The 24302-nt window shown below is 73.0% G+C and carries 26 protein-coding genes; 12 read left to right on the forward strand and 14 right to left on the reverse strand.

What is annotated here, in order from left to right:
- Positions 1–113: 113 nt before the first annotated feature.
- Together ACI3EY_RS00220 and ACI3EY_RS00225 are read left to right on the forward strand one after the other, a co-directional pair.
- Complete coding sequence (locus tag ACI3EY_RS00220) at positions 114–2393, forward strand: hypothetical protein (protein WP_405036857.1); 2280 nt, start codon at positions 114–116, stop codon at positions 2391–2393.
- On the forward strand, positions 2386–3039 hold the full coding sequence (locus tag ACI3EY_RS00225; protein WP_405038985.1) for a GNAT family N-acetyltransferase: 654 nt from the start codon (positions 2386–2388) through the stop codon (positions 3037–3039). The genes ACI3EY_RS00220 and ACI3EY_RS00225 overlap by 8 nt, the downstream gene beginning before the upstream one ends.
- 150 nt (positions 3040–3189) lie before the next feature.
- On the opposite strand, the gene ACI3EY_RS00230 is transcribed toward ACI3EY_RS00225, so the two are convergent.
- On the reverse strand, positions 3190–4557 hold the full coding sequence (locus tag ACI3EY_RS00230; protein ID WP_405038986.1) for a cryptochrome/photolyase family protein: 1368 nt from the start codon (positions 4555–4557) through the stop codon (positions 3190–3192).
- Positions 4558–4639: 82 nt separating this feature from the next.
- On the opposite strand from ACI3EY_RS00230, the gene ald reads away from it, so the two are divergent.
- Positions 4640–5755: an alanine dehydrogenase gene (gene ald / locus ACI3EY_RS00235; protein ID WP_405038987.1), complete on the forward strand. Its 1116-nt coding sequence runs from the start codon at positions 4640–4642 to the stop codon at positions 5753–5755.
- 10 nt (positions 5756–5765) lie between these two features.
- Here ald and ACI3EY_RS00240 read toward each other — a convergent pair whose 3' ends face one another.
- Genes ACI3EY_RS00240 through ACI3EY_RS00250 form a run of 3 tightly spaced genes read right to left on the reverse strand, consistent with a single transcriptional unit; the run spans position 5766 to position 7734 of the window.
- Positions 5766–6179, reverse strand: a complete 414-nt coding sequence (locus tag ACI3EY_RS00240; protein ID WP_405036861.1) for a VOC family protein — start codon at positions 6177–6179, stop codon at positions 5766–5768.
- 50 nt (positions 6180–6229) lie between these two features.
- A complete protein-coding gene (locus ACI3EY_RS00245) occupies positions 6230–7249 on the reverse strand; it encodes a succinylglutamate desuccinylase/aspartoacylase family protein (protein ID WP_405038988.1) in 1020 nt (339 codons plus the stop codon).
- Positions 7246–7734: an ATP-dependent zinc protease family protein gene (locus ACI3EY_RS00250; RefSeq protein WP_405036863.1), complete on the reverse strand. Its 489-nt coding sequence runs from the start codon at positions 7732–7734 to the stop codon at positions 7246–7248. The genes ACI3EY_RS00245 and ACI3EY_RS00250 overlap by 4 nt, the downstream gene beginning before the upstream one ends.
- A gap of 25 nt (positions 7735–7759) precedes the next feature.
- On the opposite strand from ACI3EY_RS00250, the gene rimK reads away from it, so the two are divergent.
- Positions 7760–8962, forward strand: a complete 1203-nt coding sequence (gene rimK, locus ACI3EY_RS00255) for a 30S ribosomal protein S6--L-glutamate ligase (protein ID WP_405036864.1) — start codon at positions 7760–7762, stop codon at positions 8960–8962.
- On the opposite strand, the gene ACI3EY_RS00260 is transcribed toward rimK, so the two are convergent.
- The 3 genes from ACI3EY_RS00260 to ACI3EY_RS00270 are packed head-to-tail and all read right to left on the reverse strand — an operon-like array spanning position 8959 to position 10889.
- Positions 8959–9633, reverse strand: coding sequence for an NAD(P)H-binding protein (locus tag ACI3EY_RS00260; RefSeq protein WP_405038989.1), 675 nt, complete (start codon positions 9631–9633; stop codon positions 8959–8961). The genes rimK and ACI3EY_RS00260 overlap by 4 nt on opposite strands.
- Before the next feature lie 36 nt (positions 9634–9669).
- The gene (locus ACI3EY_RS00265) at positions 9670–10143 is read right to left on the reverse strand and encodes an SRPBCC family protein (RefSeq protein WP_405038990.1); all 474 of its coding nucleotides are present in this window, start codon (positions 10141–10143) and stop codon (positions 9670–9672) included.
- Positions 10144–10163: 20 nt separating this feature from the next.
- A complete protein-coding gene (locus tag ACI3EY_RS00270) occupies positions 10164–10889 on the reverse strand; it encodes a TetR/AcrR family transcriptional regulator C-terminal domain-containing protein (RefSeq protein ID WP_405038991.1) in 726 nt (241 codons plus the stop codon).
- 447 nt (positions 10890–11336) lie between these two features.
- Here ACI3EY_RS00270 and ACI3EY_RS00275 point away from each other — a divergent pair, with 447 nt between their 5' ends.
- From ACI3EY_RS00275 to ACI3EY_RS00290, 4 genes are all read left to right on the forward strand, one after another.
- The gene (locus ACI3EY_RS00275; RefSeq protein WP_405038992.1) at positions 11337–12530 is read left to right on the forward strand and encodes an ATP-grasp fold amidoligase family protein; all 1194 of its coding nucleotides are present in this window, start codon (positions 11337–11339) and stop codon (positions 12528–12530) included.
- A 110-nt stretch (positions 12531–12640) separates the two neighbouring features.
- Positions 12641–13171: a hypothetical protein gene (locus ACI3EY_RS00280; protein WP_405038993.1), complete on the forward strand. Its 531-nt coding sequence runs from the start codon at positions 12641–12643 to the stop codon at positions 13169–13171.
- A gap of 216 nt (positions 13172–13387) precedes the next feature.
- Positions 13388–13723: a YidH family protein gene (locus tag ACI3EY_RS00285; protein ID WP_405037028.1), complete on the forward strand. Its 336-nt coding sequence runs from the start codon at positions 13388–13390 to the stop codon at positions 13721–13723.
- The gene (locus ACI3EY_RS00290) at positions 13720–14133 is read left to right on the forward strand and encodes a DUF202 domain-containing protein (RefSeq protein ID WP_405038994.1); all 414 of its coding nucleotides are present in this window, start codon (positions 13720–13722) and stop codon (positions 14131–14133) included. The genes ACI3EY_RS00285 and ACI3EY_RS00290 overlap by 4 nt, the downstream gene beginning before the upstream one ends.
- An 83-nt stretch (positions 14134–14216) precedes the next feature.
- Here ACI3EY_RS00290 and ACI3EY_RS00295 read toward each other — a convergent pair whose 3' ends face one another.
- From ACI3EY_RS00295 to ACI3EY_RS00315, 5 genes are all read right to left on the reverse strand, one after another.
- Positions 14217–14996: a sirohydrochlorin chelatase gene (locus ACI3EY_RS00295; RefSeq protein WP_405038995.1), complete on the reverse strand. Its 780-nt coding sequence runs from the start codon at positions 14994–14996 to the stop codon at positions 14217–14219.
- Positions 14993–16255, reverse strand: coding sequence for a uroporphyrinogen-III C-methyltransferase (cobA, locus tag ACI3EY_RS00300; protein ID WP_405038996.1), 1263 nt, complete (start codon positions 16253–16255; stop codon positions 14993–14995). Before cobA ends, ACI3EY_RS00295 begins: the two co-directional genes overlap by 4 nt.
- Positions 16252–16995 (reverse strand): phosphoadenylyl-sulfate reductase, encoded by a 744-nt coding sequence (locus tag ACI3EY_RS00305; RefSeq protein WP_405036873.1) that lies wholly within the window; start codon positions 16993–16995, stop codon positions 16252–16254. The genes cobA and ACI3EY_RS00305 overlap by 4 nt, the downstream gene beginning before the upstream one ends.
- A gap of 411 nt (positions 16996–17406) precedes the next feature.
- Positions 17407–17943, reverse strand: coding sequence for an SRPBCC domain-containing protein (locus tag ACI3EY_RS00310; protein WP_405038997.1), 537 nt, complete (start codon positions 17941–17943; stop codon positions 17407–17409).
- On the reverse strand, positions 17940–18344 hold the full coding sequence (locus tag ACI3EY_RS00315; RefSeq protein WP_405038998.1) for an ArsR/SmtB family transcription factor: 405 nt from the start codon (positions 18342–18344) through the stop codon (positions 17940–17942). Before ACI3EY_RS00315 ends, ACI3EY_RS00310 begins: the two co-directional genes overlap by 4 nt.
- A gap of 101 nt (positions 18345–18445) precedes the next feature.
- On the opposite strand from ACI3EY_RS00315, the gene ACI3EY_RS00320 reads away from it, so the two are divergent.
- Together ACI3EY_RS00320 and ACI3EY_RS00325 are read left to right on the forward strand one after the other, a co-directional pair.
- Positions 18446–19369, forward strand: coding sequence for an NADP-dependent oxidoreductase (locus ACI3EY_RS00320; RefSeq protein ID WP_405036876.1), 924 nt, complete (start codon positions 18446–18448; stop codon positions 19367–19369).
- Positions 19370–19402: 33 nt separating this feature from the next.
- On the forward strand, positions 19403–20281 hold the full coding sequence (locus ACI3EY_RS00325) for an aldo/keto reductase (protein ID WP_405038999.1): 879 nt from the start codon (positions 19403–19405) through the stop codon (positions 20279–20281).
- Positions 20282–20455: 174 nt separating this feature from the next.
- On the opposite strand, the gene ACI3EY_RS00330 is transcribed toward ACI3EY_RS00325, so the two are convergent.
- Both ACI3EY_RS00330 and ACI3EY_RS00335 read right to left on the reverse strand, forming a co-directional pair.
- A complete protein-coding gene (locus ACI3EY_RS00330; protein WP_405039000.1) occupies positions 20456–21094 on the reverse strand; it encodes a hypothetical protein in 639 nt (212 codons plus the stop codon).
- Positions 21087–22043 carry a sugar-binding transcriptional regulator gene (locus ACI3EY_RS00335; protein ID WP_405036879.1) on the reverse strand — a complete coding sequence of 319 codons (957 nt, stop codon included), beginning with the start codon at positions 22041–22043 and terminating at the stop codon, positions 21087–21089. The genes ACI3EY_RS00330 and ACI3EY_RS00335 overlap by 8 nt, the downstream gene beginning before the upstream one ends.
- Positions 22044–22185: 142 nt before the next feature.
- On the opposite strand from ACI3EY_RS00335, the gene ACI3EY_RS00340 reads away from it, so the two are divergent.
- Together ACI3EY_RS00340 and ACI3EY_RS00345 are read left to right on the forward strand one after the other, a co-directional pair.
- On the forward strand, positions 22186–22839 hold the full coding sequence (locus tag ACI3EY_RS00340) for an SIS domain-containing protein (RefSeq protein WP_405036880.1): 654 nt from the start codon (positions 22186–22188) through the stop codon (positions 22837–22839).
- Positions 22836–24302: a xylulokinase gene (locus tag ACI3EY_RS00345; protein WP_405039001.1), complete on the forward strand. Its 1467-nt coding sequence runs from the start codon at positions 22836–22838 to the stop codon at positions 24300–24302. The genes ACI3EY_RS00340 and ACI3EY_RS00345 overlap by 4 nt, the downstream gene beginning before the upstream one ends.

Consider the following 24302-nt stretch of genomic DNA (forward strand, 5'->3'; position numbering starts at 1 on the left):
GTGTAGTCACCCTAGGAGGACCTTCATCGCCCTATAGCGTGATGAAGGTCCTCCTAGGGTGACCGCACTCCGAGGTCTACCGCGCCATCCCCGCTGCCACTAGGCTGCTCGCCGTGAGCGGCGCGCGCGTCAGCGTTGACTGGTCCCGGGTGACGACGGAGTTCCACCGTGACCGGGACGTCGATGCCACGCGGCGTGCGATCGAGTCGTCCGCCGTCGACCTGGGCGACTTCACCCGCGCCGTCGCCGGCCTCGTCTCCGGTCCGGACCGGGACCAGCGGACCATCTCCCGCATGCTCGGTCCCCTGTGGCGCCAGGCCGCCATCCAGCCCGGCTGCACCTTCCTGCTGGCCTTCGCGCTCTACAGCGAGCTCCAGCACGGCTGGGAGCTCAGCGCCGACACCGACAACATGGTGGTGCTGCTCCGGTCGATGCAGCGGACCTGGCCGACGGCACGCGAGCACGTCCAGGATCCGGGGGAACGTGAGCTGGTCGACCTCCTGGTCCGGCACGGCGCGGACCTGGAGGCGGCCTTCCAGATGGAGAACGGGCTGAACTGCTCGTGCGCGATGGAGACCATCGACGCGGCGGCGCAGGTGGCCGACGGGTCGGCCGCGGTGCTGAGGGCGTTGGCCGACGTGTCACCCGGCTGGGAGCAGGAGGCGGCCCTGCTCCGGCAGGTGCTGGAGGCGCACGTGCTGTACTTCGACGGCGTCCGCCGGTCCGCACAGACGATCCTGGAGCACGTGCTGGGGGAGGTCGACGTCGGCGAGGTCGAGGAGCGTGCGGTGGCGCTGCAACGCTCGCTCAGCGACCCCCGGCTCGCTGTCGACGTCTACCAGAGCGAGCTGCGTGCCCACGTGATGGCACTGTTCGCCCTGGCGCGGCGGCTCAGGTCCACCCCTCTTCCCGGCCTCAGCTTCCCCGGGCTGAAGGTGACGTACGTGGTGCCGTTCACCGCGCGGGGCGCCACGGACAACCTGGCCCAGGACAGTGAGGAGCTCGTCGAGGCCCTGCGCCGGCACGGCAGCCGCCTGATCGGCACGGGCCCGTTGGCGCCCGTCCAGGTGAGGGATCTCGAGCTCAGCGACATCTGGAGCCACGGACGCGACGAGGTGTTCAGCGAGACTCCCCTGGAGCCCACGGCATACCGGATCGTCGCGGCGGTCCTGCCCGACCTGTGGATCGCGCCCCGGTCCCCGGCCGTCCCCCGCCTCGGGCCCTACCGGGTGGAGATCCGCTTCTCCTCCTTCGGCAACCACCACGTGCGCATCAGCGGGCCCGTGCAGCCGCCGGACGACGACCGGGTGCCGGGCTACCACGACCTCAACCAGGCCCTGCGCCGTGGCTCGGGGTTCATGGGTGCCGAGGAGGTGCTCGTCGAGGGCTCGGACGAGGTCTACGACTCGGTCGGACAGCTGGCCGCGTCCGCGGTGGAGATGGTCTCGGACTGGGATGCCGCCCTGCGGATCCACCGGCTGCGCTGCCACGTGGACCCGGCGGTCGACACGCACGCCGTCATCACCATGCCCGAGGCCTGCCTCCGGATGCCCGGTGCCACCGAGGACGCACCCGCCGTCGTGGACGCCACCGGTGAGCAGATCCTGCAGGCGGTCGGCCCGCTGCTGCTCATCCCGGTCGAACGCACCGCCGCCGGTCTCGAGGAGTGGCTGCGCTACGACGACCCCGGCGCCCACGACACCATCCCGAACTTCCTCGGTCGGCTGGCCCCCCTCGGGTCGCTCGCCGTGCAGACCGCGCGGAACACCTGCCTCTACACCCCCGGGCTGCCGGACTGGTCGCTGCTCGGGACGGCGGAGCTGATCGAGTTCGTGGTGTCCGCCCGCGCCCTCATCCGGCAGTGGAACGGTCACCTGCAGGAGGCCGTCGACGTCGCCACGGACATGCTGCGCAGACGGCTGGCCGGGGCCAGCCTCAGGCCCGACGAGGTGCGGCTGCTCCGGCTGCGGCTGGCCGACCACGGTGCCCTGATCCGTCAGCAACGCGCGCTGCTCCACTCCGAGGAGCTGGCCCGGTCCCCGGGGCACCGCCACATCCTGGACCAGCTGCTGCTCACCAGCGGAGCGGCCAGGCTCGAGGCGGAGCTGGACACCAGCATCGCCGAGCTCGACGCCCTCTACACCCAGCTGGGTGACGACGCGGCCGCGGTGGAGGAGGCCCGCACGGCGTCCTACCAGAACCTGGTCGGGCTGATCCTCTACGTGCTGGCGCTGTTCTCGCTGGCGGACCTCTTCGGCTTCCTCAACGACTCCCTCTTCCCCCTCGAGACACCGCAGACCGTGGTGACCGTCGAGCTGGTCACCTATGCTCTGGCCGTCGCCGGACTGGCGCTGTGGGGGATGGCGGGCTACCGAAGGAGCAAGCGTGGTTGAGCTGGTCGAGGGTGCTGCGGTCGCCGAGGCTGTCTGGCGCACCTGCTACCGGGAGGTGCTGGCCCCGGCGTTCCCGGCCGAGGAGCTGGTCAGCGAGGAGGCCTTCCTGGGGGCCCGGCATCGGCAGCCCAGCGGGGTGGTCCTGGCCCTCGACGAGGGGGAGCCGGTCGGGGTGTCCATGGTCGACGGCGCGGGAGGGGCCGCTCCCGTGGCGCTGCTGTCCTACCTCGCCAGCCGGGCCTCGCGCCGCGCCCAGGGTGTCGGGTCGATGCTGATGGAGAGGGCACGGACGACCGGCCCGATGCTCCTGATCGAGATCGAGGACCCCCACCGCCACGACGACCGGGGGTTCGGGGACCCGTGGCGCCGGGTCGCCTTCTACCGTCGGCACGGGGTGCGCGCCCTGGACGTGCCCTTCTTCCAGCCGCCGGTGGCCGCTGGCCGACCGCGGGTCGAAGGCATGCTGCTGGGCGTGCTGACCCCCGGGCCGGTGCCGGACTCGGTCGACGCGGCGCCGGTGCGCGACTTCCTGACCGGATATCTGCTCGGCTCCGGAGAGGACCTCGACGACGCTCCGGCGCGGGAGCTGCTGGCGGCACTCGCCGGTCCGCGGGTTCAGGTGGTGGACCTCCCCCACCCGGGGTGAGCCTGCGGGCATACCCCGGGTGTAGTCACCCTAGGTGGACCTTCATCGCCCTATAGCGTGATGAAGGTCCACCTAGGGCGACCGCACTCCGGGATTCGCGGGGTGGGAGTGCTGGAGTGGGCGGAGCAAGGGCGGCGGACCGGTGTGCCGTCAGCTGCGGGCGGCGCCGTACCGGTCCAGGGCCTCCTTGCGCTCCTCGGCGTGGTCCACGATCCGTTCGGGGTAGTCGTGGGCGTAGCCGTCGTCGTGCTTCCACGGCTGGTGCGCGGCCTTGCCGGAGAGGTGCCGCAGCTCGGGCACCCAGCGCCGCACGTAGTCGCCGGTGGGGTCGAAGCGCTCCCCCTGGGTCACCGGGTTGAAGACCCGGAAGTAGGGCGAGGCGTCGGTCCCGGTGCCGGCCACCCACTGCCAGCCGTGGTTGTTGGAGGCGATGTCGCCGTCCACCAGCCGGTCCAGGAACCACCGGGCCCCGGCCGGCCACCACACGTGCAGGTCCTTGGTGAGGAAGCTCGCGGTGATCATCCGCACCCGGTTGTGCATCCAGCCGACCGCCAGCAGCTGGCGCATCCCCGCGTCCACCACCGGGTAGCCGGTCCGTCCCTGCTGCCACGCCTCGAGCGCGTCCGCCGGCTCGTCGTAGCGCATCCCGGACAGCTCCTGGCGCAGGTCGTGCCACGCGCTGCGCGGGTTCTGCAGCAGGACGTCGGCGTAGAACTCGCGCCAGGCGATCTCCTGCTCGAAGGTCTGCGCCCCCTGCGAGCGCCGGGAGGCCAGGTCGGCGAGGATGGTCCGCGGGTGGATGGCACCGATCTTGAGGTAGGCCGACAACCGGCTCGTGCCGTCGGTCGCCGGCTTGTCGCGGTCGCCGTCGTAGTCGTCGAGCGCCTCGTCGCGGAAGTCGCGCCACCGCGCGAGCGCCGCCTTCTCCCCCGCCTCGGGCATCTCCGGCAGGTCGTCCTGCCGCAGCGCCTCCTCGAGGAGGTCGAGCGCCTCCTGGTGGCTGTCGATGTCGACGAGGTCGAGGGAGCGTGGGTATGCCGCGGGCTGCGGCCACCCGTGCTCGTGCCACGCGCGGTAGAAGGGGGTGTAGACCTTGTAGGGGTCGCCGGAGCCGTTGCGCACCAGGCCGGGCCCGACGGCGTAAGGGGTGCCCGTCTCGGCCCACTCCACGTCCGTGCCGTCCAACGCGTCCTGCACCCGCTGGTCGCGCCGCCGACCGGCGGGGGTCACCTCGCGGGTGACGTGCACCGAGCCGGCCCCGACCTCCTCGGCGACGGCGGGCACGACCGTGGCAGGGTCGCCGTGCCGGATGACCAGGCGCCCGTCGAAGTCCTCCTGCGCGGCCTTCAGGCTCGCCGCCAACCAGGCCCGGCGCACCGGCCCGCCCCGCTCCCACAGGCCCGGGTCGACGACGAAGAGCACGCAGACCCGGTCGTCGCCCGCGGCCTCCCGGGCAGCCAGCAGGGCGGGGTGGTCACCGCGCCGCAGGTCGCGGCGCAGCCAGAGCACGGACGTCATTCGGGCACCTCCAGGTCGGTCATTCCTCGACACTAGGGTCCCCCTGCCCCACCGGCGACCCGAGGGACGGCATAGTTGGCGCATGAGGATCGCGGTGCCCACAGAGGTCAAGAACAACGAGTTCCGGGTGGCCATCACCCCGGTCGGCGTGCACGAGCTGGTGCGCCGGGGGCACGAGGTCGTGGTCCAGCAGGGCGCTGGCCTGGGCTCGGCCATCACCGACGAGGAGTATGCCGCGCAGGGCGCCACCCTCGTCGCCGGCCCGGACGAGACGTGGGCCGCCGGGGAGATGGTGCTGAAGGTCAAGGAGCCGGTCGAGTCGGAGTACGCCTACCTGCGTGAGGACCTGACGCTCTTCACCTACCTGCACCTGGCCGCCGACGAGCCGCTGACCCGCCGCCTGGTGGAGTCCGGGACCACCGCGATCGCCTACGAGACGGTGCAGCTGCCGACCGGGATGCTGCCGCTGCTCTACCCGATGTCCGAGGTCGCCGGCTGCCTGGCGCCGCAGGTGGGCGCCTACACGATGATGAAGGCGCAGGGCGGCCGCGGGGTGCTGCTCGGCGGCATCGGGGGCGTGGCCAACGCCTCGGTGCTGGTCCTCGGCGGTGGCGTGGCCGGCCAGAACGCGGCCAACATCGCGCTCGGGATGGGCGCCAACGTCACCATCCTGGACACCGACCTGGAGAAGCTGCGGACCCTCTTCTGGCGCTTCGACAACCGCGTCAAGCAGATCGCCTCCAGCGCGCTGGCCGTGCAGGAGCAGGTCGCCGAGGCCGACATGGTGATCGGCACCGTGCTGGTCCCCGGGGCCAAGGCGCCCAAGCTGGTCACCGACGACATGGTCGCCGGGATGAAGCCCGGCTCGGTCCTGGTCGACGTCGCGATCGACCAGGGCGGCTGCTTCGAGGGCTCCCGCCCGACGACGCACGCCGACCCGACCTTCCCGGTGCACAACTCGCTCTACTACTGCGTGGCGAACATGCCCGGTGCGGTGCCGGCCACCTCCACCTGGGCGCTCACCAACGCCACCCTCCCCTACGCCGCCCAGCTCGCGGACAAGGGTTGGACCCAGGCACTGCGCGACAACGCCTCGCTGGCCAAGGGACTGAACTCGCACGGGGGACGGCTCACCTACGCCGCCGTCGCGGAGGCCTTCGGGATGGACTGGGTGGACACCCAGGACGTGCTCGCCTGACGCTCAGCTCTCAGCCCTGAGGCGCCCCCGCGATGTTCACCATCCAGCTGGTGCCGAACCGGTCGGTGAGGGTGCCGAAGGTGTCGCCCCACATCTGCGGCTCCAACGGCATCGTCACCTGCCCGCCCTCGGCCAGCCCGTCCCAGTAGCTGCGCAGCTCCGCCTCCTCGTCGCCGCTGAGGCTGAGGGTGACGTTGCCGTCGTGGCCGGCCGAAGGCATACCGGGCGGGGTGTCGGAGGCCATCAGGACGTACCCGGCCGGGGTCGTGAGCTGGGCGTGCATGATGCCGTCGGCACCCTCACCCTCCTCGCCGTACTCGGCGAAGGTGCTCATCGTCAGATCGCCACCGAAGATCCGCTGGTAGGCCTCCATCGCGGTCCGGGTCCCGGTCGCGAAGGTGAGGTAGGGGTTGAGCGTGGACATGGCCGTGTCTCCTCTCGCCCGAGGGCCCGTCCCTGCGGGGTGAGGGAAACCTACTCCTGGGTGCCGACAGGCCGCTCGATCTCACCGATATGCACGAGCGCGTCCCCCCGGTTCACCAGCGGCGCCTCGGCGCGACCGATCACCAGGCCGGGACGGTCGGCCTTGACGATGGCCAGCCGCTTGCCGAAGGAGTTGAAGAGCTCGCCGAGCTTCTGGCCCTCGGTCACCTCCTGCCCGAGCGCGACGTCCATGTGCACGATCCCGGTCCGTCGGGCGCGCACCCAGCCGCTGCGCCAGCAGAGCTCGCTGGGCCGCTCCGGCGGGGTGACGTCGACCTGGTCGGCGTCCACCATGTCGAGGTGCACGAGCACCCGCAGCACCCCCTCGACGGCGGCGACGATCGCCCACTCGTCGAAACGCCAGGCCTCGCCCCCCTCGTAGAGCAGCACCCGTGCGCCGCGCTCGCGGGCGGCATGCCGCAGCGAGCCGTCCCGGAGCTTGGCGTGGTAGGCCACCGGCGCCCCGAAGGCCTCCGCCAGCTCCCGGGTCCGCGGGTCCTCCAGGTCACAGCGGATCTGCGGCAGGTTGGTGCGCCGGTCGGCCCCGGTGTGCAGGTCGATGCCGACGTCGGAGGGGCCGATGACCTCCTGCATCATCAGGTGCGCGATCCGTCCCGCGAGCGACCCGCGGGCCGACCCGGGGAAACTGCGGTTGAGGTCGCGACGGTCCGGCAGGTAGCGGTCCCCGGACATCACCCCGAGCACGTTGACGATGGGCACCGCCAGCACGGTGCCCCGGATCGACCTGGCGTCCAGCACCGCCATCACCCGGCGGATCACCTCGATGCCGACGACCTCGTCCCCGTGGATCGCCGCGTCCAGCCAGAGGGTGGGCCCCTCCTCGCGGCCGTGCAGCACGTGCACCGGCAGGCTCACCTCGGCCCCGGTGACCAGCCGTGAGATCGGCAGCGACACCTCGCGCCGGCTCCCGGCCCGCACCTTGACGGTGCCGATCGCGAACGAGGGCCGCAGCCGCCGACGCCGTGCCGGGGTGGCTGCGGCACCGCTCACCCGCGCCCCCAGTTCCTGCGGCGGACGGCCCGCTCCGGGCGGCCGCCCGCGTAGGACCGGGCCGGGTCGACCAGGTAGCCCTGGACCAGGGCCTCCCGGCCGACGAGCATCCGGAAGCCCATCTCGTCCCGGTCGGCCAGGGTGACCTCGGCGTCGACCTCACGGCCCCCGAGGACCAGCGGGAGGAGGACGACATAGCGGTCCTCGGCGTGCCCGGAGGAGGAGCGCACCGACCGGGAGTCGTGCACCGGGAGCTCGACGACGACCTCGTCCTCGGCGCTCGCCTGCCACGGGTGCACCGCGAAACGCACCCAGTCCCGACCGTCCCGGTCGAAGGCGCGCAGGTCGAAGGCGTGCAGCGACGAGGTCCGTGCCCCGGTGTCGATCTTGGCCTTGATCCAGGGCACCCCGATCCCCGGCGCCCGCACCCATTCGCGCCAGCCGAGCACCACCTGCTCTGTGGTGAGATGGTTCTGCCCTGTCACCTGCTCATCCTCTCAGGAAGCCACGATGAAGTTCGCCATCCTCTCCCGTGCCCTGCGCTCCTACTCGACCCAGCGGCTGCGGACCGCGGCGCTGGAGCGGGGGCACCAGGTCAAGGCGCTCGACACGCTCCGCTTCGGGATCGACCTGTCCGGTGACGAGCCCGACCTGCACTTCCGCGGCAAGCCGCTGTCCACCTACGACGCGGTGCTGCCGCGGGTCGGTGCCTCGGTGACCTACTTCGGCACCGCCGTGGTGCGCCAGTTCGAGCAGATGGACGTCTACACGCCCAACACCTCGAACGGCATCATGAACAGCCGGGACAAGCTGCGGGCGACCCAGATCCTGTCCCGGCACGGGATCGGTATGCCGGCCACCGCCTTCGTGCGCAACCGCGCCGAGATCCCGCACGCGATCGAGATGGTCGGCGGGGCACCGGTGGTGGTGAAGCTGCTCGAGGGCACCCAGGGGATCGGGGTCATCCTGGCGCCGACGATGAAGGTGGCCGAGGCCATCATCGAGACCCTGCACGGCACCAACCAGCAGGTCCTCATCCAACGCTTCGTCAAGGAGAGCAAGGGCAAGGACGTGCGGGCCCTGGTCGTCGGCGACCGGGTCGTCGCGGCCATGCGGCGCCGGGCCCAGGGGGACGAGTTCCGGTCCAACGTGCACCGCGGTGGCACCGTGGAGCGGGTGGACCTGGACCCGGAGTACCAGGAGATCGCGGTCCGGGCCGCGCACATCATGGGCCTGCGGGTGGCCGGGGTGGACATGCTCGAGGGCAACGACGGGCCGCTGGTGATGGAGGTCAACTCCTCCCCCGGCCTGGAGGGCATCGAGCGCGCCACCGAGCTGGACGTCGCCGGCGCGATCGTCGACTACATCGCCGACCAGGCGGGCTTCCCCGACATCGACGTGCGGCAGCGGCTGGCGGTCTCCACCGGCTACGGCGTCGCGGAGATCGCGGTGCTCTCCGGCTCGGGGATGGTCGGCGAGACGATCGAGGACTCCGGGCTGCGCGAGCGCGACATCCAGGTGCTCACCCTGCACCGCGGCACGCGGGTGGTCCCGAACCCGCCGCCGGGCAAGGTGCTGGAGGACGGGGACCGGCTGCTGTGCTTCGGCAAGCACGAGACGATGCGCTCGCTGATCCCCGCCCGCTCACGGCGCCCGAAGCGGGTCCGCAAGCTCCCGCCGCAGCCGCTGCACGACGAGACCTCGACCGGTTAGTCGCGCGCGGCGACCGCGTCCAGCGCCTCGTCGACCGGGACGTCCCCGTTGAGGAACTCGATCATCCGACCGTTGAGGTCGGTGCGGTCGACGGCTGCGGCCAGCACGGCCGCCACGTCGGCGCGGGTGACCTGGCGACCCTCGGGGGCCTGCACCTGTCCGGTGCCGTCGCCCAGCACCTCGATGCGGCCGGTCGGCTCGTCAAGGCTGAGCGCGCCGGGGGCGATGATCGTCCAGTCCAGCCCGCTGGCGCGCAGGTGCGCGTCCGCCGCGGCCTTGGCCTCGGCGTAGGTGAAGAAGGCGTTGTCCTCGGGCACGCCATGGTCCTCCCGGGCCCCGAGGTAGCTGACCATGAGGTAGCGGTCGACGCCTGCGCGCTGGGCGGCGTCCATCGTCCGGACCGCGGCGTCCCGGTCCACCGCGAGGGTGCGCTCCGGGTCACCGCCGCCGGCGCCCGCGGACCACAGGACCAGGTCGTAGCCCTGCAGCAGGTCGGTCAGTGCGTCGGTGTCCATCGACGCGACGTCCGCGACCACCGGGGTCGCTCCCGCCGCGGTGATGTCCGGCGCCTGGTCGGGGTTGCGGATCACCGCGCCGACCTCGTGCCCACCCAGCAGGGGGTGCAGCAGCATGGCGATCTTTCCGTGTCCTCCGATGATGGCTATACGCATACCGGGGCCAACACTGGTGCTGCCGCTGCTGTTCCGTCAGTGGGTCGGCGGCCGGCCCAGGCCGGTGCGGGCCGAGCGCATCATCGCGGCGTGGTTGGCGCGCAGCGCCCAGCGGGCCGGCGGGAGGGTGGCGAGGTGGCGCAGGCCCGGCCGGGTCAGCAGCACGCGCTGCTCCCAGACCACCCGGCACCCGTCGGGGGCGCGTGTGACCTGCACCTCGACATACCCCTGGAGGTCGCCCTCGATGCCCACCCGGAGCCGTCCGGCGGCGCGGTCCTCGAGCTCGCGGGTGAGGACCAGGTCCAGCGGGACCGGGAGCAGGCTGCGGGCCCGCACGCGCGCCCGGTCCGTGGTCAGCTGCTCGACCGTGCGGAGCTGCCGCCACCAGGTGGGGTATGCCCCGAGGTCGACGAGCCGGTCCAGCACCCGGGCGGGGTCGACCGGCAGCGTCCAGTCCTCGTGGAAGTGGAACCACCGACGCGCGTCCGGTTCCCGGTGCGGCATGCCCATCCCGGCATCCTCGCGCACGGTCAGCGGGAGACGGAGCTCTCGATCCGGTTGAGCAGCGACTCCAACCCGATCTCGAACTCCTTGGCGCTGTGGTCCTCGCTGAGCTGCTCCCGCATCCGCTCCACGTGCGGGGCATGGGTGAGGTCGTGCGGGGAGTCCTGCTCGGGCACCTGCGCGCCACCCTCGTTGATCGGGTGCTCGACGGCGCCGATGTGCTCGGCACGCCGCGTGGAGACCTCGAGCAGGAGCGAGCCGACGAGGAAGCTGGTGAAGGCCTTGTAGGTCTCGACCGCCTGCTCCTGCGTGAAGCCGCGTGCGGTGAGCGTGGCCAGGAGGTGCTCGACCACGTCGATGTCCCGCAGCGGCGGGCGCAGCCAGGGGGTGGCCGGGTGGCGGGAGATCACCAGCGGGAAGGCGACGGGGTTCGTGATCGCGATCCGGCGGACCTCGTGCGCGACGTGCTGGAGGTACTGCTGCCAGCTCGTCGTCTCGGCTGCGTCGACGCGTTCGAGGAGCCCGTGCAGCAGGCTAGCCACGGCGGCCTCCAGGAGATCCTCCCGACCGGACACGTACCGGTAGAGGGCCATCCCCTCCACACCGAGGTCCCGCCCAAGGCTGCGCATGGTCATCTGCTCGACGCCGTCGGCCTCGATGCTAGCCAAGGCAGCCTCCACGATACGGTCGCGGTCCAACCGTCGCCGTCGACGGGACAGCCCGCCGCTCCTGTCCGACCGGTCCGCGCTCATCCCGTGTCTTCCATGGACTCCAGCCTCTCACGCGACCGTTCGTCTCCTGTGTGGAGTGATCCGGAGGGCAGACCCGGCGTCCTCGGCGACCCCAGGCCGACCGCAGGGCCCGCAGCGACGCGGTGAAGTGCGAGCTGCCCAGCTGTCGATGGCCGCGGTCGCGCTCGTCGTGCCAGATGATCACGTGCCCCAACGCCTCCTTCATCCCTGATGGTGGTGCGCCCCCCGAGCGGGGAGCCAGCCCATGGCACCCGCCCAGGGGGCGCTGCGACAGGTCCGTGTCCCTGGTCGGACCCCCGCAACCGCAGACTAGCCGTACCTTGTTTACAAGTGAAACTATCTCGCCGTGTCGTCCCGGCGACGTAGCCCGGCGGCTCGTCTGCACTAGCATCGAGGGTCCCATCCGTGGTTCCTCACACCACGTGACCGTGATCGCGGAAGGCGGCTATGGGTGAACTGAGAAGGCGACTGGTCGCCGCGATCCCCCCGCTGGCCTGGCGTGACGAGCTCCTGGCAGGGCGGGAGCAGCAGGTGCGGGAGCTGCGCCGGAGGGTCGCCGACCGCGACCGCCAGATCGAGACCCATCGCGAGGAGATCGCCCGCCACCGCGCCGAGCTCGCCACCTACCGCGGAGACCTCAGGAGCGACCTTCTGCCCCCGTCCTTCCGGCGGACCCTGATGGCGACCCGACGGACGGCGCCCGCGATCTGGGGTATGCACGGGGCCGCGCAGCACCCCTTCATCCAGGTGCCCTACAAACTGCGCAACTACCGGCTTGCGGCCAGCCACGGCGTTCCGGTGCCCTCGGTCCTCGGCGTGTGGAAACGAGCCGGCACCATCGACCTGGACGGGTTGCCGGAACGGTTCGTGCTCAAGTCCGACCGCGGTGCGGGCAGCCACGGCGTGCTGCCGCTGCAGCGCATCGGCCCCGACCGCTACCGCCTCGTCGGGGACGGACGCGAGCTCGAGACGGGCGGCATCCGCGCCCACCTCGACTCCACGCCCACCGCGCGCGGGCCGTACTTCGCCGAGGAGATGCTGGAGCAGCCGGACCTCGGGCCCGACCTGCTGCCCGACGACGTGAAGGTCTACGCCTTCTACGGACGGGTGGGACATGTCCTGCTCCGACGGCCGACCGAGCACGGCAACCTCGCGACGATGGCCTACCGGTTCGTCGACGACCGGGGCGCGGACCTCGGCGACGACATCACCGCCCAACGGATCGATCCCGGCATACCCCTGCCCGCGAACTTCGCCCGGATCATCGAGCTGGCCGAGCACCTGTCCCGAGCCGTCGCCCTCCCCTTCATCCGGGTCGACCTCTACGACACCACGGCCGGGCCGGTGCTGGGCGAGCTGACCCGCACCCCCGGAGGACCCCAGCTCTACCGCGCCGACCACGACCGGTGGCTGGGCGAGCTGTGGAACGAGGCGAGGCTCCGGCTGGACGTCGACATCCAGGCCGGTCGGCCACCGTTCACCCTGCACGGGTCCCTGGACGTGCCGAACCCCTACCCCGCCGGACACGCCTCTTGGAAGCCCGACGCCGGGCACTGGACCGTGCACCAGGCGCCGTGCGAGCGCTGGTGCGACACCTCCACCAGCGGCGCAGACCGGGCACCAGGCGGAGACGAAATGTGAGTGCGTCTTCGGTGTCCGTATCGGGCTAGGCCCGACCCGAACGGCGTCCTCGGCCGTCGTCGCATGGTGGCGGGCCACTGCGCCGGGTCGCGTTGCCTAGGCTGGTCAGCGTGGCCGAACTGCTCCCCTACCTTGCTGTCGTTCCAGCCCTCCTCGGCCTCTTGTGGGCAAGTGTCGTGGTCCACGAAGCCGGCCACTACCTGCTGGGCCGGTGCGTCGGCGTCCCCGCCTCGGACATGAAGATCCATCTCGGCCGACCGTCATACGTCGCCCTGCGCCACGGTCAGCGGTGGGTCTGTCCCGACGATGAGGGGTACATCCCGGCGTTCGTGCGGCACGCCCCCTCGCGACCCGCCGCCTGGTCGTTCGTCACGGGTGGATTCCTGATCGAGACCTGCGTGGTGCAGCTGCTGGTGCTGGTGCTCGCTGTCCAGGACCTCCGCGGTGTCGCTCTCCTGGTGCTCGGCGCGAGCTCCGTCATCTTCGTTCTCTATCTGCTCCTCGATGCCGTCGCCTCGGTACGTAGCGGCGCCACAGCCGGCGATGGCAGTGCGATGTGGCGCATCTCAGCACCGGCAACACTCATCGCCCTCGCCACGTTCGCCGGAGTCAGGGTGATGACGCTCGTCCTTCTCCTCTAGCCGCATCGCAGAGCGTGGTGCCCATCGACGTCGATCGTGGAGGGTGCGGGTGGACTGCTCGACCCGCGTCGGCGATCATGGCGCACGAGCCTTCACCGGTCCCGGTGCGGGGCATACCGTGTTGTGCGTCCAGAGAGAGGTGGGGTGGTCGTGCCTCGTTCCGACGACGTCGAGCCGCGCGACACCCGGAGTGCGGTCGCCCGGCGGCTGCTGCCGATGGGCAGCGAGCCGGACCCGCGGTTCACCCTCGCCAACGAGCGCACGTTCCTCGCCTGGATCCGCACCGCCCTGGCCCTGATGGCCGGCGGCATCGCCGTCGAGGCGTTCACCTCGGACATCTTCGCGCCCGCGGTCCGGCAGTCGGTCGCGGTGCTGCTGCTCGTGCTGGGGATGCTGCTCAGCGGTGGGGCGTTCGTGCGCTGGGTCGGGGTGGAACGGGCCATGCGTCGTCAGGCGCCCCTCCCGCTGCCGCTGATCGCACCACTGCTCGGGATGGGTGGCGCCGTGGCCGCCGCGGTCGTCGCCGCGGTGATCCTCACCCGGGGGCCATGACCAGCCCCTGGCGCGGACCCTTCAGCGGCCCGGAACGACGACCGCGGCTGACCCGACCGGTCGCGTCGACCGCTTCTGGCTTCGACCCGGGGTTGCAGCCGGAACGGACCACGCTGAGCTGGAGCCGGACCCTGCTGGCGTTCATCACGGTGAGTGCGCTGTGCCTGCGGTGGACCCCGCAGTTCGGGCTGGTGACGCTGTGGGTCCCGGCCCTGGCGCTGGTGGCGGCGCTCTCGATCGGGGCGACGCAACGCGGACGGACGGTCCGCAGCGTCCGGGGGATCCAGGACGAGCAGTCGGTCGTCGACTGGGCGCCCAAGGCCGCGCTCGTCCTCCTCATGCTCGCGCTGGCCGGGATCTGCCTCGCCCTGGTCCTGCTGGGGGCGGAGCAGCCCGTGCCGGGGTCCTGAGCCGGCACAGCGCTCGCCCGGTCGGGGCAGAGCGCTCGCCCGGTCGGGACACAGCGCTCGCCCGGTCGGTCAGGGGTGGGCTGTCAGGGCTGGTCGGTGGCCAGGGCCTCGCGGTAGCGGCGGGCCACCAGGTCGCGGAGCAGGTCGTGGGTGCCCAAGGGTCCGGTGGCGAGCGCGCCCGCGGCTGCGGCGACCCGGTGCGCCTTGGTCGCGAAGTACCCGGGGGAGAGCAGGTGGGTGGCCAGCACGATGCGGGTATGCCCCGCCAGCCGGAGCCGGGTCAGCTCGCAGGCGGCGCGGGGGCCCGGCCCGCTCAGGAAGGCGGTGGCGGTGACCACCCCGAGGCGGGTACCGACCCGGTCGGCGACCAGGGCCACCTCGGCGCGGGCAGCCTCGACGCTGGAGCCGGCACCAACCACCAGCACAGCGTCCGTGACGGTGTCGGCGGCCGTGCCGGTGCGGGGACTCTCGTCGGTGTCGACCTCGCGGACCCGGTCCACGAGGGCGTCGACGACCTCGTCCGCGGCCCCGAGCGCCGGGGTGAGGGTGGACCCTCGGACAGGGGCGAGCGCCGAAGGGACGTCGTGCCGCACGTGGTAGCCGGAGGCGAGGAAGAAGGGCACCACCACCGGGTTCTCGAGGTCGGCGAGCACCTCCTCCAGGGTCGGGCCGCAGACGTCCACGTACCCGACGACCGGTGGCGTCCCCAGCCCCAGCAGCCGGCCGGCCCGCGCCGCGCACTGCTCGACGACGGCCTGCCCCTCCTCGCTGGCCGTCCCGTGCGCGGCGACCACCAACGGCCGGTCCCGCGTCGTGCTCGTCACCGCGGCGTCGGTGCCACCGGGCAGCGCCCGCGTCGTCACGCGACGGCCACCGACGGGGCGGCAGGGGCCACGACCGACACCTCGGCACCCCACCCGTGGGCGAGGGTGACCACGTCCCCGACGACCACGACGGCGGGCGAGGCGACCCCGACCCGCTCGGCCCGGTCGGCGATGTCCGCCAGCGTGCCCAGGGTGGTGCGCTGCTGGGGGGTCCACCCGTTCTCCACGATCCCGACCGGGCAGTCCGCGGGCCGGCCGGCCGCGACCAGGCGGGCGGCAGTCTCCCGCAGCCCCGCGACGCCCATCAGCACGACCAGCGTGTGGTCGGTGCCGGTCGGCAGGCCGGGCAGCTCCTCGTGCCCGGTGACGACGGTGAAGCCGCGGGCCAGGCCCCGGTGGGTCACCGGGATCCCGGCCGCCGCCGGCACGGAGACGGCACTGGTGATCCCGGGCACCACCTCGACCGGGACGTCGGCGGCCTCGCAGGCCGCGCGCTCCTCCCCGCCGCGTCCGAGCACGTAGGGGTCGCCGCCCTTGAGCCGGACCACCCCGTGCCCGCGCAACGCCTCCTCGACGATGATCTGGTTGATCTCCTCCTGCGGCACCGGGTGGTGCTGCGGGCGCTTGCCGACGTCGATGACCCGGGTGCTCCCGGGCAGCCGGGCGAGCATCGCCTGCGGCACCAGCCGGTCGGTGACGACCACGTCGGCCGCGGCGAGCAGGGTGCTCGCGCGCCGGGTGAGCAGCTGCTCGGCTCCCGGGCCGGCCCCGACCAGCGCCACCCAGCCGCCGCGGGGGCGGTGGTCTCGCAGGTCGACGACCCCGGAGGTCAGCTGGTCGACCAGCCCGTTGCGCACCGCTGCGGCCCGACGTGGGTCCCCGCCGGCGTGCACCGCGACCCTGACCGTCCCCGTCGGGGTCGGCACCTCGCCGCGGGCGGGCACCTGGGCGCTCCCCCGGGAGCCGTCACCGGCGGTCACGCAGAACGTGCGGGTCCGCTCGGCGTCCGCGGCGACCAGGTCGTCGGTGGTCGGGTGCCCGGTCGCGGTATGCACCAGCCAGGCGCCCTCCAGGTCGGCGGACCCGGCATACCGACGGGCCGTCCACCGGATCTGCCCGGCCTCCGCCAGCGCGGCGAGCCCCGGGCAGAGCTCGGGGGCGACGACCTCGACGAGTGCGCCCTCGGCCAGCAGGTCGGTGACCCGGCGGGCGGTGACCGCGCCCCCGCCGACCGCGACCACGCGCCGACCGCGCAGCCGCAGCCCGAGCAGCACCGGCGACCAGGCCTCGGCGGTCATCGGGTGCCCCGGACGCCGGGGGTGGGCATCCGGGTGGGGCCGCCGGCGTGCAGACCGCACTCGGTCTTCGTCGAGCCGGCCCAGCGCCCCGCCCGCGGGTCCTCGCCGGCGGTGACCGCCCGGGTGCACGGGGCGCAGCCGATCGAGGGGTAGCCCTGGGACAGCAGCGGGTTGGTCGGCAGCAGCTCCCGCTCGGCGTAGGCACGGACCTCGTCCGCGCCCCAGGTCGCCAGCGGGTTGATCTTCACCAGGGCGAAGGACTCGTCGTAGGTGACCAGCGGGGTGTCGGCCCGGGTGGGGCCCTCCTCGCGGCGCACCCCGGTGGCCCACACGTCGTAGCCGGCCAGCGCGGCTCGCAGCGGCGCCACCTTGCGCCTCTCGCAGCAGGCGCCGGGGTCGCGGTCGTGCAGCCGGGCGCCGACCTCGGCGTCCTGCTCGGCGACGGACAGCTCGGGGCGCACGTCGACGACGGTGATGTCGAGCAGGTCGGCGGCGCGGTCGCGGGTCTGCAGGGTCTCCGGGAAGTGGTAGCCGGTGTCCAGGAAGAGCACGTCCACCCCGGGACGGTGCTCGGAGACCAGGTGCGGGAGCACCGTGTCGGCCATGCTGCACGCGACGCCCAGTCCGCTGCCGAACTGCTCGGCGGCCCAGCCGACGACCGCATCGGCGAGCCCCTGCGGGCTGAGGTCGTGCTCGGCGGCGGCGAACCGCTCGGCGGCCGCGTCCGCCAGCGTGCGCAAGCGGTCGGCACGCTCACCCGGCGTCTCGTGGCGGACGTCGACAGCCCATCGGCCCGCCGGACCGCCCGAGCGGCGTGGGCGGACTCGCGCGGGAGCAGAGGTATGCGTGGTCATGGTCACCTCGGGGTGCTCGCTGGTCGGGTGGTCGCGGTCACGACGGCTCCGGACCCCGTGCGGGCCGGTCGTGCGTGACGCGACCCGGCAAGGGGGGTCAGCGGCAGGTGCACATCAGCATGCTGCTGACGCGCAGGAGGTCGACTTCGTGGCACGTGGTGAGGTGCCAACCCCGAGAACACATACGGGCATCATGCACCGTTATCGGTTCGGTCACAAATCATTGGGTCTCCCGACCGGACGTCCCGGATTGCCCGACCGGGCGTCCCGAGTTGTCAGTCCGGGCGTCCCGAGTTGTCAGTCCGAGCGCGCGGTGGCGCCGCCACCCCGCGCGTCCGGGACGCCGAAGGCGGCGGCATACCCCGGTCCCAGCTCCAGGTAGCCCTCCCAGGTCGTCGTCGCGACGTCCCCGGACCGCACGGAGTCCGCGAGCCGGTCCAGGTAGTACTCCCACCCGGGGCCTACGTCGGTCACGATCGCGGGGTCGGTCAGCACCTGGGCGAACCGCAGGGTGGTCACCCCGGCGTCCTCGCTGAGCCGGGCGTCCAGCACCCAGTCCTGCTCGGGGTCGTCGCCCTCGGTGCGCACCCGGAGCCGGGTGGGCTCCTCGCAGACCTCGATGACGTAGGGCTCCACGGGCGGGTCGTCCTCGAAGGTCATCGTGACGTCGACCCGGCCCGTGCTCGGGTCGCCGGTCCAGGTGCCGAACCAGCGCGCTAGCCGTTCGCTGCTGGTCAGCGCCGCCCAGACGTCCCCGATCGGCGCGGTGAAGGTGCGGGTGAGGACCAGGTGGTCCTGCCCGTGGACGGTCTCGGGTGCTCCGGTGATCCTCATGCGCTCTCCTCGGTGTCGTGGTGTCCGGTGTCGGTGGTGCGTGAGCTCGTGCCGGTGGCGGCGCGCCGGTCGCGCCCGGTGCGGCGGACTTCCAGCCCGAGCGCGTCCAGGGCGCTCGCCGCGACCGGTGGGGTATGCCGTCGGCCGGGTACGCGCAGCACGTCGACGAGCGCACCGACCGCGGCGAGCGGTGCGGCGTCGAGGGCGTAGTGCCGTTCCCGGCCCGCCTCGTGGACCGACACCAGCCCGGCCTCGCGGAGCACCCGCAGGTGTCGGCTGACGGCCGGTCGGGAGATGCCGCGCCCGTCGGTCAGGTCCACCACCCGGGCCGGCCCGTCGTCGGCCAGCTGCTCCAGGAGCGAGCGCCGGACCGGGTCGGCCAGGGCCACGAAGACATCCATGCCGATAGGTAACCACATCGTTACCATTCTGTCCAGGGGCCCGTCACGTCGGACCGCCACCGGGGGTGGAATCCGACACGCTCCGCCACCGTTGACCGACCATGCGAGCTGTGACCTATGACCGCTTCGGCGATGTCGACACCCTGTCCGTCAACGACCTGCCCGACCCCAAGGTCGGCCCCGGTGAGGTGCTGGTCGAGGTGCGCCGCGCCTCGGTCAACCCGGTGGACTGGAAGATCGTTGGCGGCGGCCTGGACCCCATGATGAACACCGTCTTCCCCGTCGTGCCCGGCTGGGACGTCGCCGGCGTGGTGCGCTCCGTCGGTCCGGACACCCCCGAGTTCAGCCCCGGCGACGAGGTGCTCGCCTACGCCCGCAAGGACTGGGTGCAGGCCGGCACGTTCGCCGAGCTGGTCACCGTCCCGGTCCGCGCCGTGGCGCGCAAGCCTGCCGGGCTGGGCTGGGACGAGGCGGCGGCGCTGCCGCTCGCCGGGCTGACGGCATACCGGACCCTGCAGCGGCTCGAGGTCGGCGAGGGCGACACCGTGCTGGTGCACGCGGCCGCCGGCGGCGTGGGCCTGCTCGGCGTGCAGATCGCCCGCGAGCTCGGCGCGACCGTCATCGGGACCGCCTCGGCCGGCAACCACGCCCGGCTGCGCGACCTCGGCGTCACCCCGGTCGAGTACGGCGACGGCCTCGCCGAGCGGGTGCGCGCGGTCGCGCCCGACGGGGTGGACGCGGTCGCCGACTTCGTCGGGGGCGTCCTGCCCGACACCCTGGCGGTGCTCGCGGCCGGTGGTCGCCACGCCTCGATCGCCGACCCGACCGTCGAGGAGGAGGGCGGCTCCTGGATCTGGGTGCGCCCGGACGCCGAGGAGCTGCAGTGGCTGGCCGACCTCGCCGCCGACGGTCGCCTGCGGGTCGAGATCGCGGGCCGCTACGGCCTGGACGAGGTCGCCGAGGCCTTCCGGGTGAGCCAGGAGGGGCACGTCAGCGGCAAGCTGGTCATCACGGTCGCTGACTGAGCGTCACCGCCGCCACCGACATACGCTCGGGTGATGCAGACACGCACCATCGGCAACCCCACCGTCGGCCAGCACCAGGTCGGCGCCATCGGCCTCGGCCTGATGACCTTCGACCAGAGCGGGCCCCAGCCGCGCGAGCAGCTCCGTGACACGGTGCGCGCGGCACTGGATGCGGGGGTGACCCTGTTCGACACCGCGGACGCCTACGGTCCCGGCGAGCAGGGCGCCGCCGCCCAGGGCGAGAACGAACGGCTCATCGCCTCGCTGCTCGACGAGCTCGGCGTCCGTGACCAGGTCCTGCTGGCGACCAAGGGTGGCCACGTGCGCACCGACGGTGGGGACTGGGCCACCGACAGCAGCCGCGAGCACCTGCTCTCCGCGGTGGACGCGAGCCTGGGCCGCCTGGGCGTCGAGCAGCTCGCGCTCTGGCAGCACCACCGCCCCGACCCGGACACCGCGGACGAGGAGGTGTTCGCCACCCTCAAGGAGATCGCCGACTCCGGCAAGGTGGCGATGGTGGGCCTGTCCAACGCCGACCCTGCCCAGATCCGGGCGGCGCACGCCGTCCTCGGTGACGCGCTGGTGAGCGTGCAGAACCAGTTCAGCCCGAAGTTCCGCAGCAGCCTGCCCGAGATCGAGGTATGCACGGAGCTGGGTCTGGCGTTCCTGCCCTGGTCCCCGCTGGGTGGGTTGAACGACGCCAAGCAGCTCGCCGAGCAGCACCCGGCCTTCGCCGAGGTCGCCCGGGAGCGTGGCGTCAGCCCGCAGCAGGTGGCCCTGGCCTGGGAGCTCGCACAGTCACCGGTCGTGATCCCGATCCCGGGGGCCAAGCGGCCCGCGTCGGTCACCGACTCGGCCGCCGCCGCTGAGCTGGAGCTCAGCGCCGAGGAGCTGGCCCGCCTGGACGGCTGACCGGTCAGAGCACAACGCTCGCCCGGTCAGAGCACAACGCTCGCCCGGTCAGAGCACAACGCTCGCCCGGTCGGAGCACGACGCTCGCCCGGTCGGAGCACGACGCCCGCCCGGTCGGAGCACAACGCTCGCCCGGTCGGAGCACGACGCCCGCCCGGTCGGGAGAGGGTGAGGTCAGGTGGGGTCGGCCAGCAGGTCGCCCCACCGGGCCGCGCCACCGGCGGAGAACAGGTCGGTGCCCACCACCAGCCAGGTGGCTCCCGCCGCCAGAGCTGCCTCGGCGTGCTCGCGCCGCACCCCGCCGTCCAGCCCGACCGGCCGGTGCGGGTCGCGGGCATGCAGCTGCTCCACCTTCGCCAGCGCGCCGGGGTCGAAGGTGGACCCGGCCCGTCCCGGGACCACGGACATCACCAGCACCGCGAGCCCGTCGGGGACGACCTCGACCGACGTGCCGGGCGAGATCGCCAGACCGGGGCGGCAGCCCCGCCGCTCCAACCGTCGCACGGCGCCCCGCCAGTCCTCGGACTCGGCGTGCACCACCACGGTGTCGCAGACCTCGGCCCAGGCGTCGACCACCCGCGTCGGGTGCTCCGCCATCAGGTGCGCCTCCGCGCTGGTGCCGGTGGCCCGGGAGATCCGGCCCGCCTCCTCGGGTCCGAAACCGCCCTCCGCCGCGAAACGTCCGTCCGTGCTGTCCCAGTGCAGCCGCCGCAGGCCCACCGCACGGAGCTCGGCCACCACGTCCAGCTGCTGCGCGGGCGGCACCGACCAGAGCGAACCGGCCACCGTCACGGACGGCGCCCCCTCACCCATCGAGTGCTGCCAGCGCCGCCTCGGCCAGCTCGTGGTCGACGACCGCACTGGTGATCAGACCCGCCTTGACCACCGCGCGGACGGCGTCGGCCTTCTCCGCCCCACCGGCCACACCGATCACCCGGGGCACGGCGGTGAGCTCGTCGTAGGAGATCGACACGCAACGACGCTGGAACTCCGGGTCGACCAGCTGTCCGTCGGCGCGCACCAGGATGCCGGCGATGTCGGCGACGCACCCCATCCGGGTCGCGTGCTCCACGTCCTCGGGTGGCAGCACCTCCCGCACCTGGGTGATCGGGGGGTCCCAGCTGCCGACCGAGAGCACCGCGGTGGTCACCGACGGGAAGAGGCTCATCGCCTGGGCGATGTCCGGGTGCTGCTTGAGGTTCTCCGCGGTGTCGGCGTCCTGGACGAAGAGCGGGGAGAAGATCGGGTAGACGCTGCCACCTGCACGCTGGGTGGTGTGCCGGATGATCTCGATCGGGGAGGCCCCCAGCTCGCCGCTGACGAAGCCGGTCAGCTGCACCACGGTGACCCGGGGCAGCGTGGTGAGCTGGCTGGTGGTCGAGGTCAGCGTCCGACCCCAGGTGACCCCGAGCACCTCGCCGGGGCGCACCGTGCTCGCGAGCAGGTCGGCGGCGGCGGCACCGATCTGCTGGCGCACGTTGTCCTGGTCCCCGTGCGAGCGGATGACCAGGCAGGACTGCAGCCCCAGCGCCTGCGCCAGGCGGGCCGACAGCGCCGGGTCGGGCAGCCCCACGTCGTGGATGGTGATCGTCACCACCCCCTCGTCCCGGGCCCGCGCCAGGTAGCGCGCCACCTTGAACCGGGAGATCCCGAGGCTGGCCCCGATCTCGGTATGCGGCAGCTCCTCGACGTAGTGCAACCGGGCCACCTGGGCCATCAGGGCACGGTCGCTCGGGACGGCCCCCTCGACGTCTTTGCTCACCTGAGCATCGTAGTCACGTTTTGGTCACAGATGTGAATTTCGTGTCTATGATGAGCGCTGAGCGTCATACGCTCATGTGCGTTGGTCAGATGCTCAGGTGAGCGGTGACCGGCCCTAGCCCGGACAAAGGAGTGCTTGGCCCGTGACTGTCGAGGATGACGTGCTGGACGTCGCGCGCGCCCGGCTGCTGGCGCAGGCCGACGGGATCAGGGCCCTCGCCGATCGACTCGACGACAGTTTCGTCCGGGCCGCGTCGATCCTGCTGGGCTGCCGGGGCAAGGTCTTCGTCGGCGGGTCCGGCACCTCCGGGGCCGTCGCCCGCCGGATGGCCCACGTGCTGTCCGTCGCCGGCACCCCCGCCCTCTTCCTGTCGCCGATGGACAGCCTGCACGGCGCCTCCGGGGCGATCGCCGCGGACGACGTCGTGCTGCTCATCTCGCACGGGGGCTCCTCGCACGAGGTCGTCGAGTCGGCCCGGATCGCGGTCTCGCACGGCGCCCGGGTGCTCGCCATGACGGGCCGCCCCGAGAGCCCGCTGGGATCCGTCGCCGAGCTCAGCCTGGTGGTCACCGTCGACGGGACCGCCGACATCGGGGGCGTCATCGCCACCGGCATCACGCTGGCCCAGTCCGCCTACGGCGACGCGCTCGCCGAGGTGCTGATGCGCGCCCGTGGCTACACCTGGGCTCAGTTCATGGCCACCCACCCGGCCGGCGCCGTCGGTATGCGCGACCGGATGCCCGCCGACCTGCCGCCGCTGAGCCTGTCCCCGACGTCGGGCGGTGACCCGGCATGACTGCCGCCGTGATGGGCATCGACAGCTCCACCCAGTCCTGCACCGTGGAGCTGCGGCACGCCGGGACGGGCCACCTGCTCTCCTCCGGGCGGGCACCTCACCCGACCACCCGACCGCCGGTCAGCGAGCAGCACCCGCAGGACTGGTGGGACGCCCTGGTCCTGGCCTCCCGCGCGGCCATCGCGGCCCTCGAGGAGCCGGTCGAGGTCGTCGGGGTCAGCGTCGGCGCCCAGTGCCACGGACTGGTCGCCACCGACCGGGACGGCCGGCTGATCCGGCCCGCCAAGCTGTGGAACGACACCACCTCCGGGCCGCAGGCACGCGCCATGCTGGCGGACCGGGGCGCCCCCTGGTGGGCGGAGCAGGTCGGCCTGCTGCCGTCGGCGGCCATCACCATCAGCAAGCTCGCCTGGCTCGCCGAGCACGAGCCGGACGCGATCCCGCGCATCGACCGGCTGCACGTGCCGCACGACTGGCTGACCTTCCGTCTGACCGGCCGGCATGTGACCGACCGCTCCGACGCCTCCGGCACCGGCTACTACTCCTCCCACACCGGCCGCTGGCGCCCCGACCTGCTGCAGGAGTTCGTCGGGGAGCGCGACTGGTCCGGCGCCCTGCCCCAGGTGCTGGGGCCGGAGGAGAGCGCGGGACGCGTCACCGACGAGGCCGCCGCCGCGCTGGGCATCACCGCCGGGGCCGTCGTCGGCCCGGGGGGCGGAGACCAGCACCTGGCGGCCCAGGGCATCGGGCTCCAGCCGGGTGACTGCGCCTACAGCCTGGGCACCTCCGGGGTCGTGCTCGCCTCCTCGGACACCCCCGTGCACGACACCACCGGGGAGATCGACGGCGTCGCCGACGTCACCGGCCGGTGGCTGCCCCTGGTCTGCACCCTCAACGCCACCAAGGTCACGGACACCGTCGCGCGGCTGCTCGATGTCGACCACGCGACGCTCGGCGACCTGGCGCTGGCCGCGCCGGTGACCCCCGACCGGCCGGTCCTGGCGGCATACCTGGACGGCGAACGCTCCCCGCGGCTGCCGGAGGCCCGCGGCATGCTGTCCGGGCTGGCGGGCGACCTCTCCCGCGAGCAGCTGGCCCTGGCCGCCTTCGAGGGCGTGGTGCTGGGGCTGTGGCGCGGCGCCCGCCGGATGGTCGACTTCGGGGTGCCCGACCACGGCCGGGCGATCGTCCTCGGCGGCGGCGCCCGCTCCGCCGCCTACCGGCAGGTGGTGGCGGACCTCTCGGGCCGGGACACCATCACCGTCGACGCCCCCGAGGCCACGGCGCGCGGCGCCGCCGTCCAGGCGGCGGCCCTCGTGCACGGGGAGAGCGTCGCCGCGATGACCCGGCACTGGGCACCCGAGACCGTCAGCGTCACCACGCCCCGCGACGACCGGGCCACCGGGCTCGTGGACCGCTACCAGCGCCTGGCCGCCGTGCAGGCCGACGGCACCACCTTCTAG

Source organism: Serinicoccus shuyuelongi (assembly GCF_045032955.1).
GTDB lineage: Bacteria > Actinomycetota > Actinomycetes > Actinomycetales > Dermatophilaceae > Ornithinicoccus.

Bases quoted from the DNA above. Each gene is read 5' to 3' on its own strand.
- ACI3EY_RS00230 (WP_405038986.1), bottom strand. From the start codon at position 4,557: ATGACGTCCGTGCTCTGGCTGCGCCGCGACCTGCGGCGCGGTGACCAC.
- ald (WP_405038987.1), top strand. From the start codon at position 4,640: ATGAGGATCGCGGTGCCCACAGAGGTCAAGAACAACGAGTTCCGGGTG.
- ACI3EY_RS00240 (WP_405036861.1), bottom strand. From the start codon at position 6,179: ATGTCCACGCTCAACCCCTACCTCACCTTCGCGACCGGGACCCGGACC.
- rimK (WP_405036864.1), top strand. From the start codon at position 7,760: ATGAAGTTCGCCATCCTCTCCCGTGCCCTGCGCTCCTACTCGACCCAG.
- ACI3EY_RS00260 (WP_405038989.1), bottom strand. From the start codon at position 9,633: ATGCGTATAGCCATCATCGGAGGACACGGAAAGATCGCCATGCTGCTG.
- ACI3EY_RS00265 (WP_405038990.1), bottom strand. From the start codon at position 10,143: ATGGGCATGCCGCACCGGGAACCGGACGCGCGTCGGTGGTTCCACTTC.
- ACI3EY_RS00270 (WP_405038991.1), bottom strand. From the start codon at position 10,889: ATGAGCGCGGACCGGTCGGACAGGAGCGGCGGGCTGTCCCGTCGACGG.
- ACI3EY_RS00275 (WP_405038992.1), top strand. From the start codon at position 11,337: ATGGGTGAACTGAGAAGGCGACTGGTCGCCGCGATCCCCCCGCTGGCC.
- ACI3EY_RS00285 (WP_405037028.1), top strand. From the start codon at position 13,388: ATGGGCAGCGAGCCGGACCCGCGGTTCACCCTCGCCAACGAGCGCACG.
- ACI3EY_RS00290 (WP_405038994.1), top strand. From the start codon at position 13,720: ATGACCAGCCCCTGGCGCGGACCCTTCAGCGGCCCGGAACGACGACCG.
- cobA (WP_405038996.1), bottom strand. From the start codon at position 16,255: ATGACCGCCGAGGCCTGGTCGCCGGTGCTGCTCGGGCTGCGGCTGCGC.
- ACI3EY_RS00310 (WP_405038997.1), bottom strand. From the start codon at position 17,943: ATGAGGATCACCGGAGCACCCGAGACCGTCCACGGGCAGGACCACCTG.
- ACI3EY_RS00315 (WP_405038998.1), bottom strand. From the start codon at position 18,344: ATGGATGTCTTCGTGGCCCTGGCCGACCCGGTCCGGCGCTCGCTCCTG.
- ACI3EY_RS00320 (WP_405036876.1), top strand. From the start codon at position 18,446: ATGCGAGCTGTGACCTATGACCGCTTCGGCGATGTCGACACCCTGTCC.
- ACI3EY_RS00325 (WP_405038999.1), top strand. From the start codon at position 19,403: ATGCAGACACGCACCATCGGCAACCCCACCGTCGGCCAGCACCAGGTC.
- ACI3EY_RS00330 (WP_405039000.1), bottom strand. From the start codon at position 21,094: ATGGGTGAGGGGGCGCCGTCCGTGACGGTGGCCGGTTCGCTCTGGTCG.
- ACI3EY_RS00345 (WP_405039001.1), top strand. From the start codon at position 22,836: ATGACTGCCGCCGTGATGGGCATCGACAGCTCCACCCAGTCCTGCACC.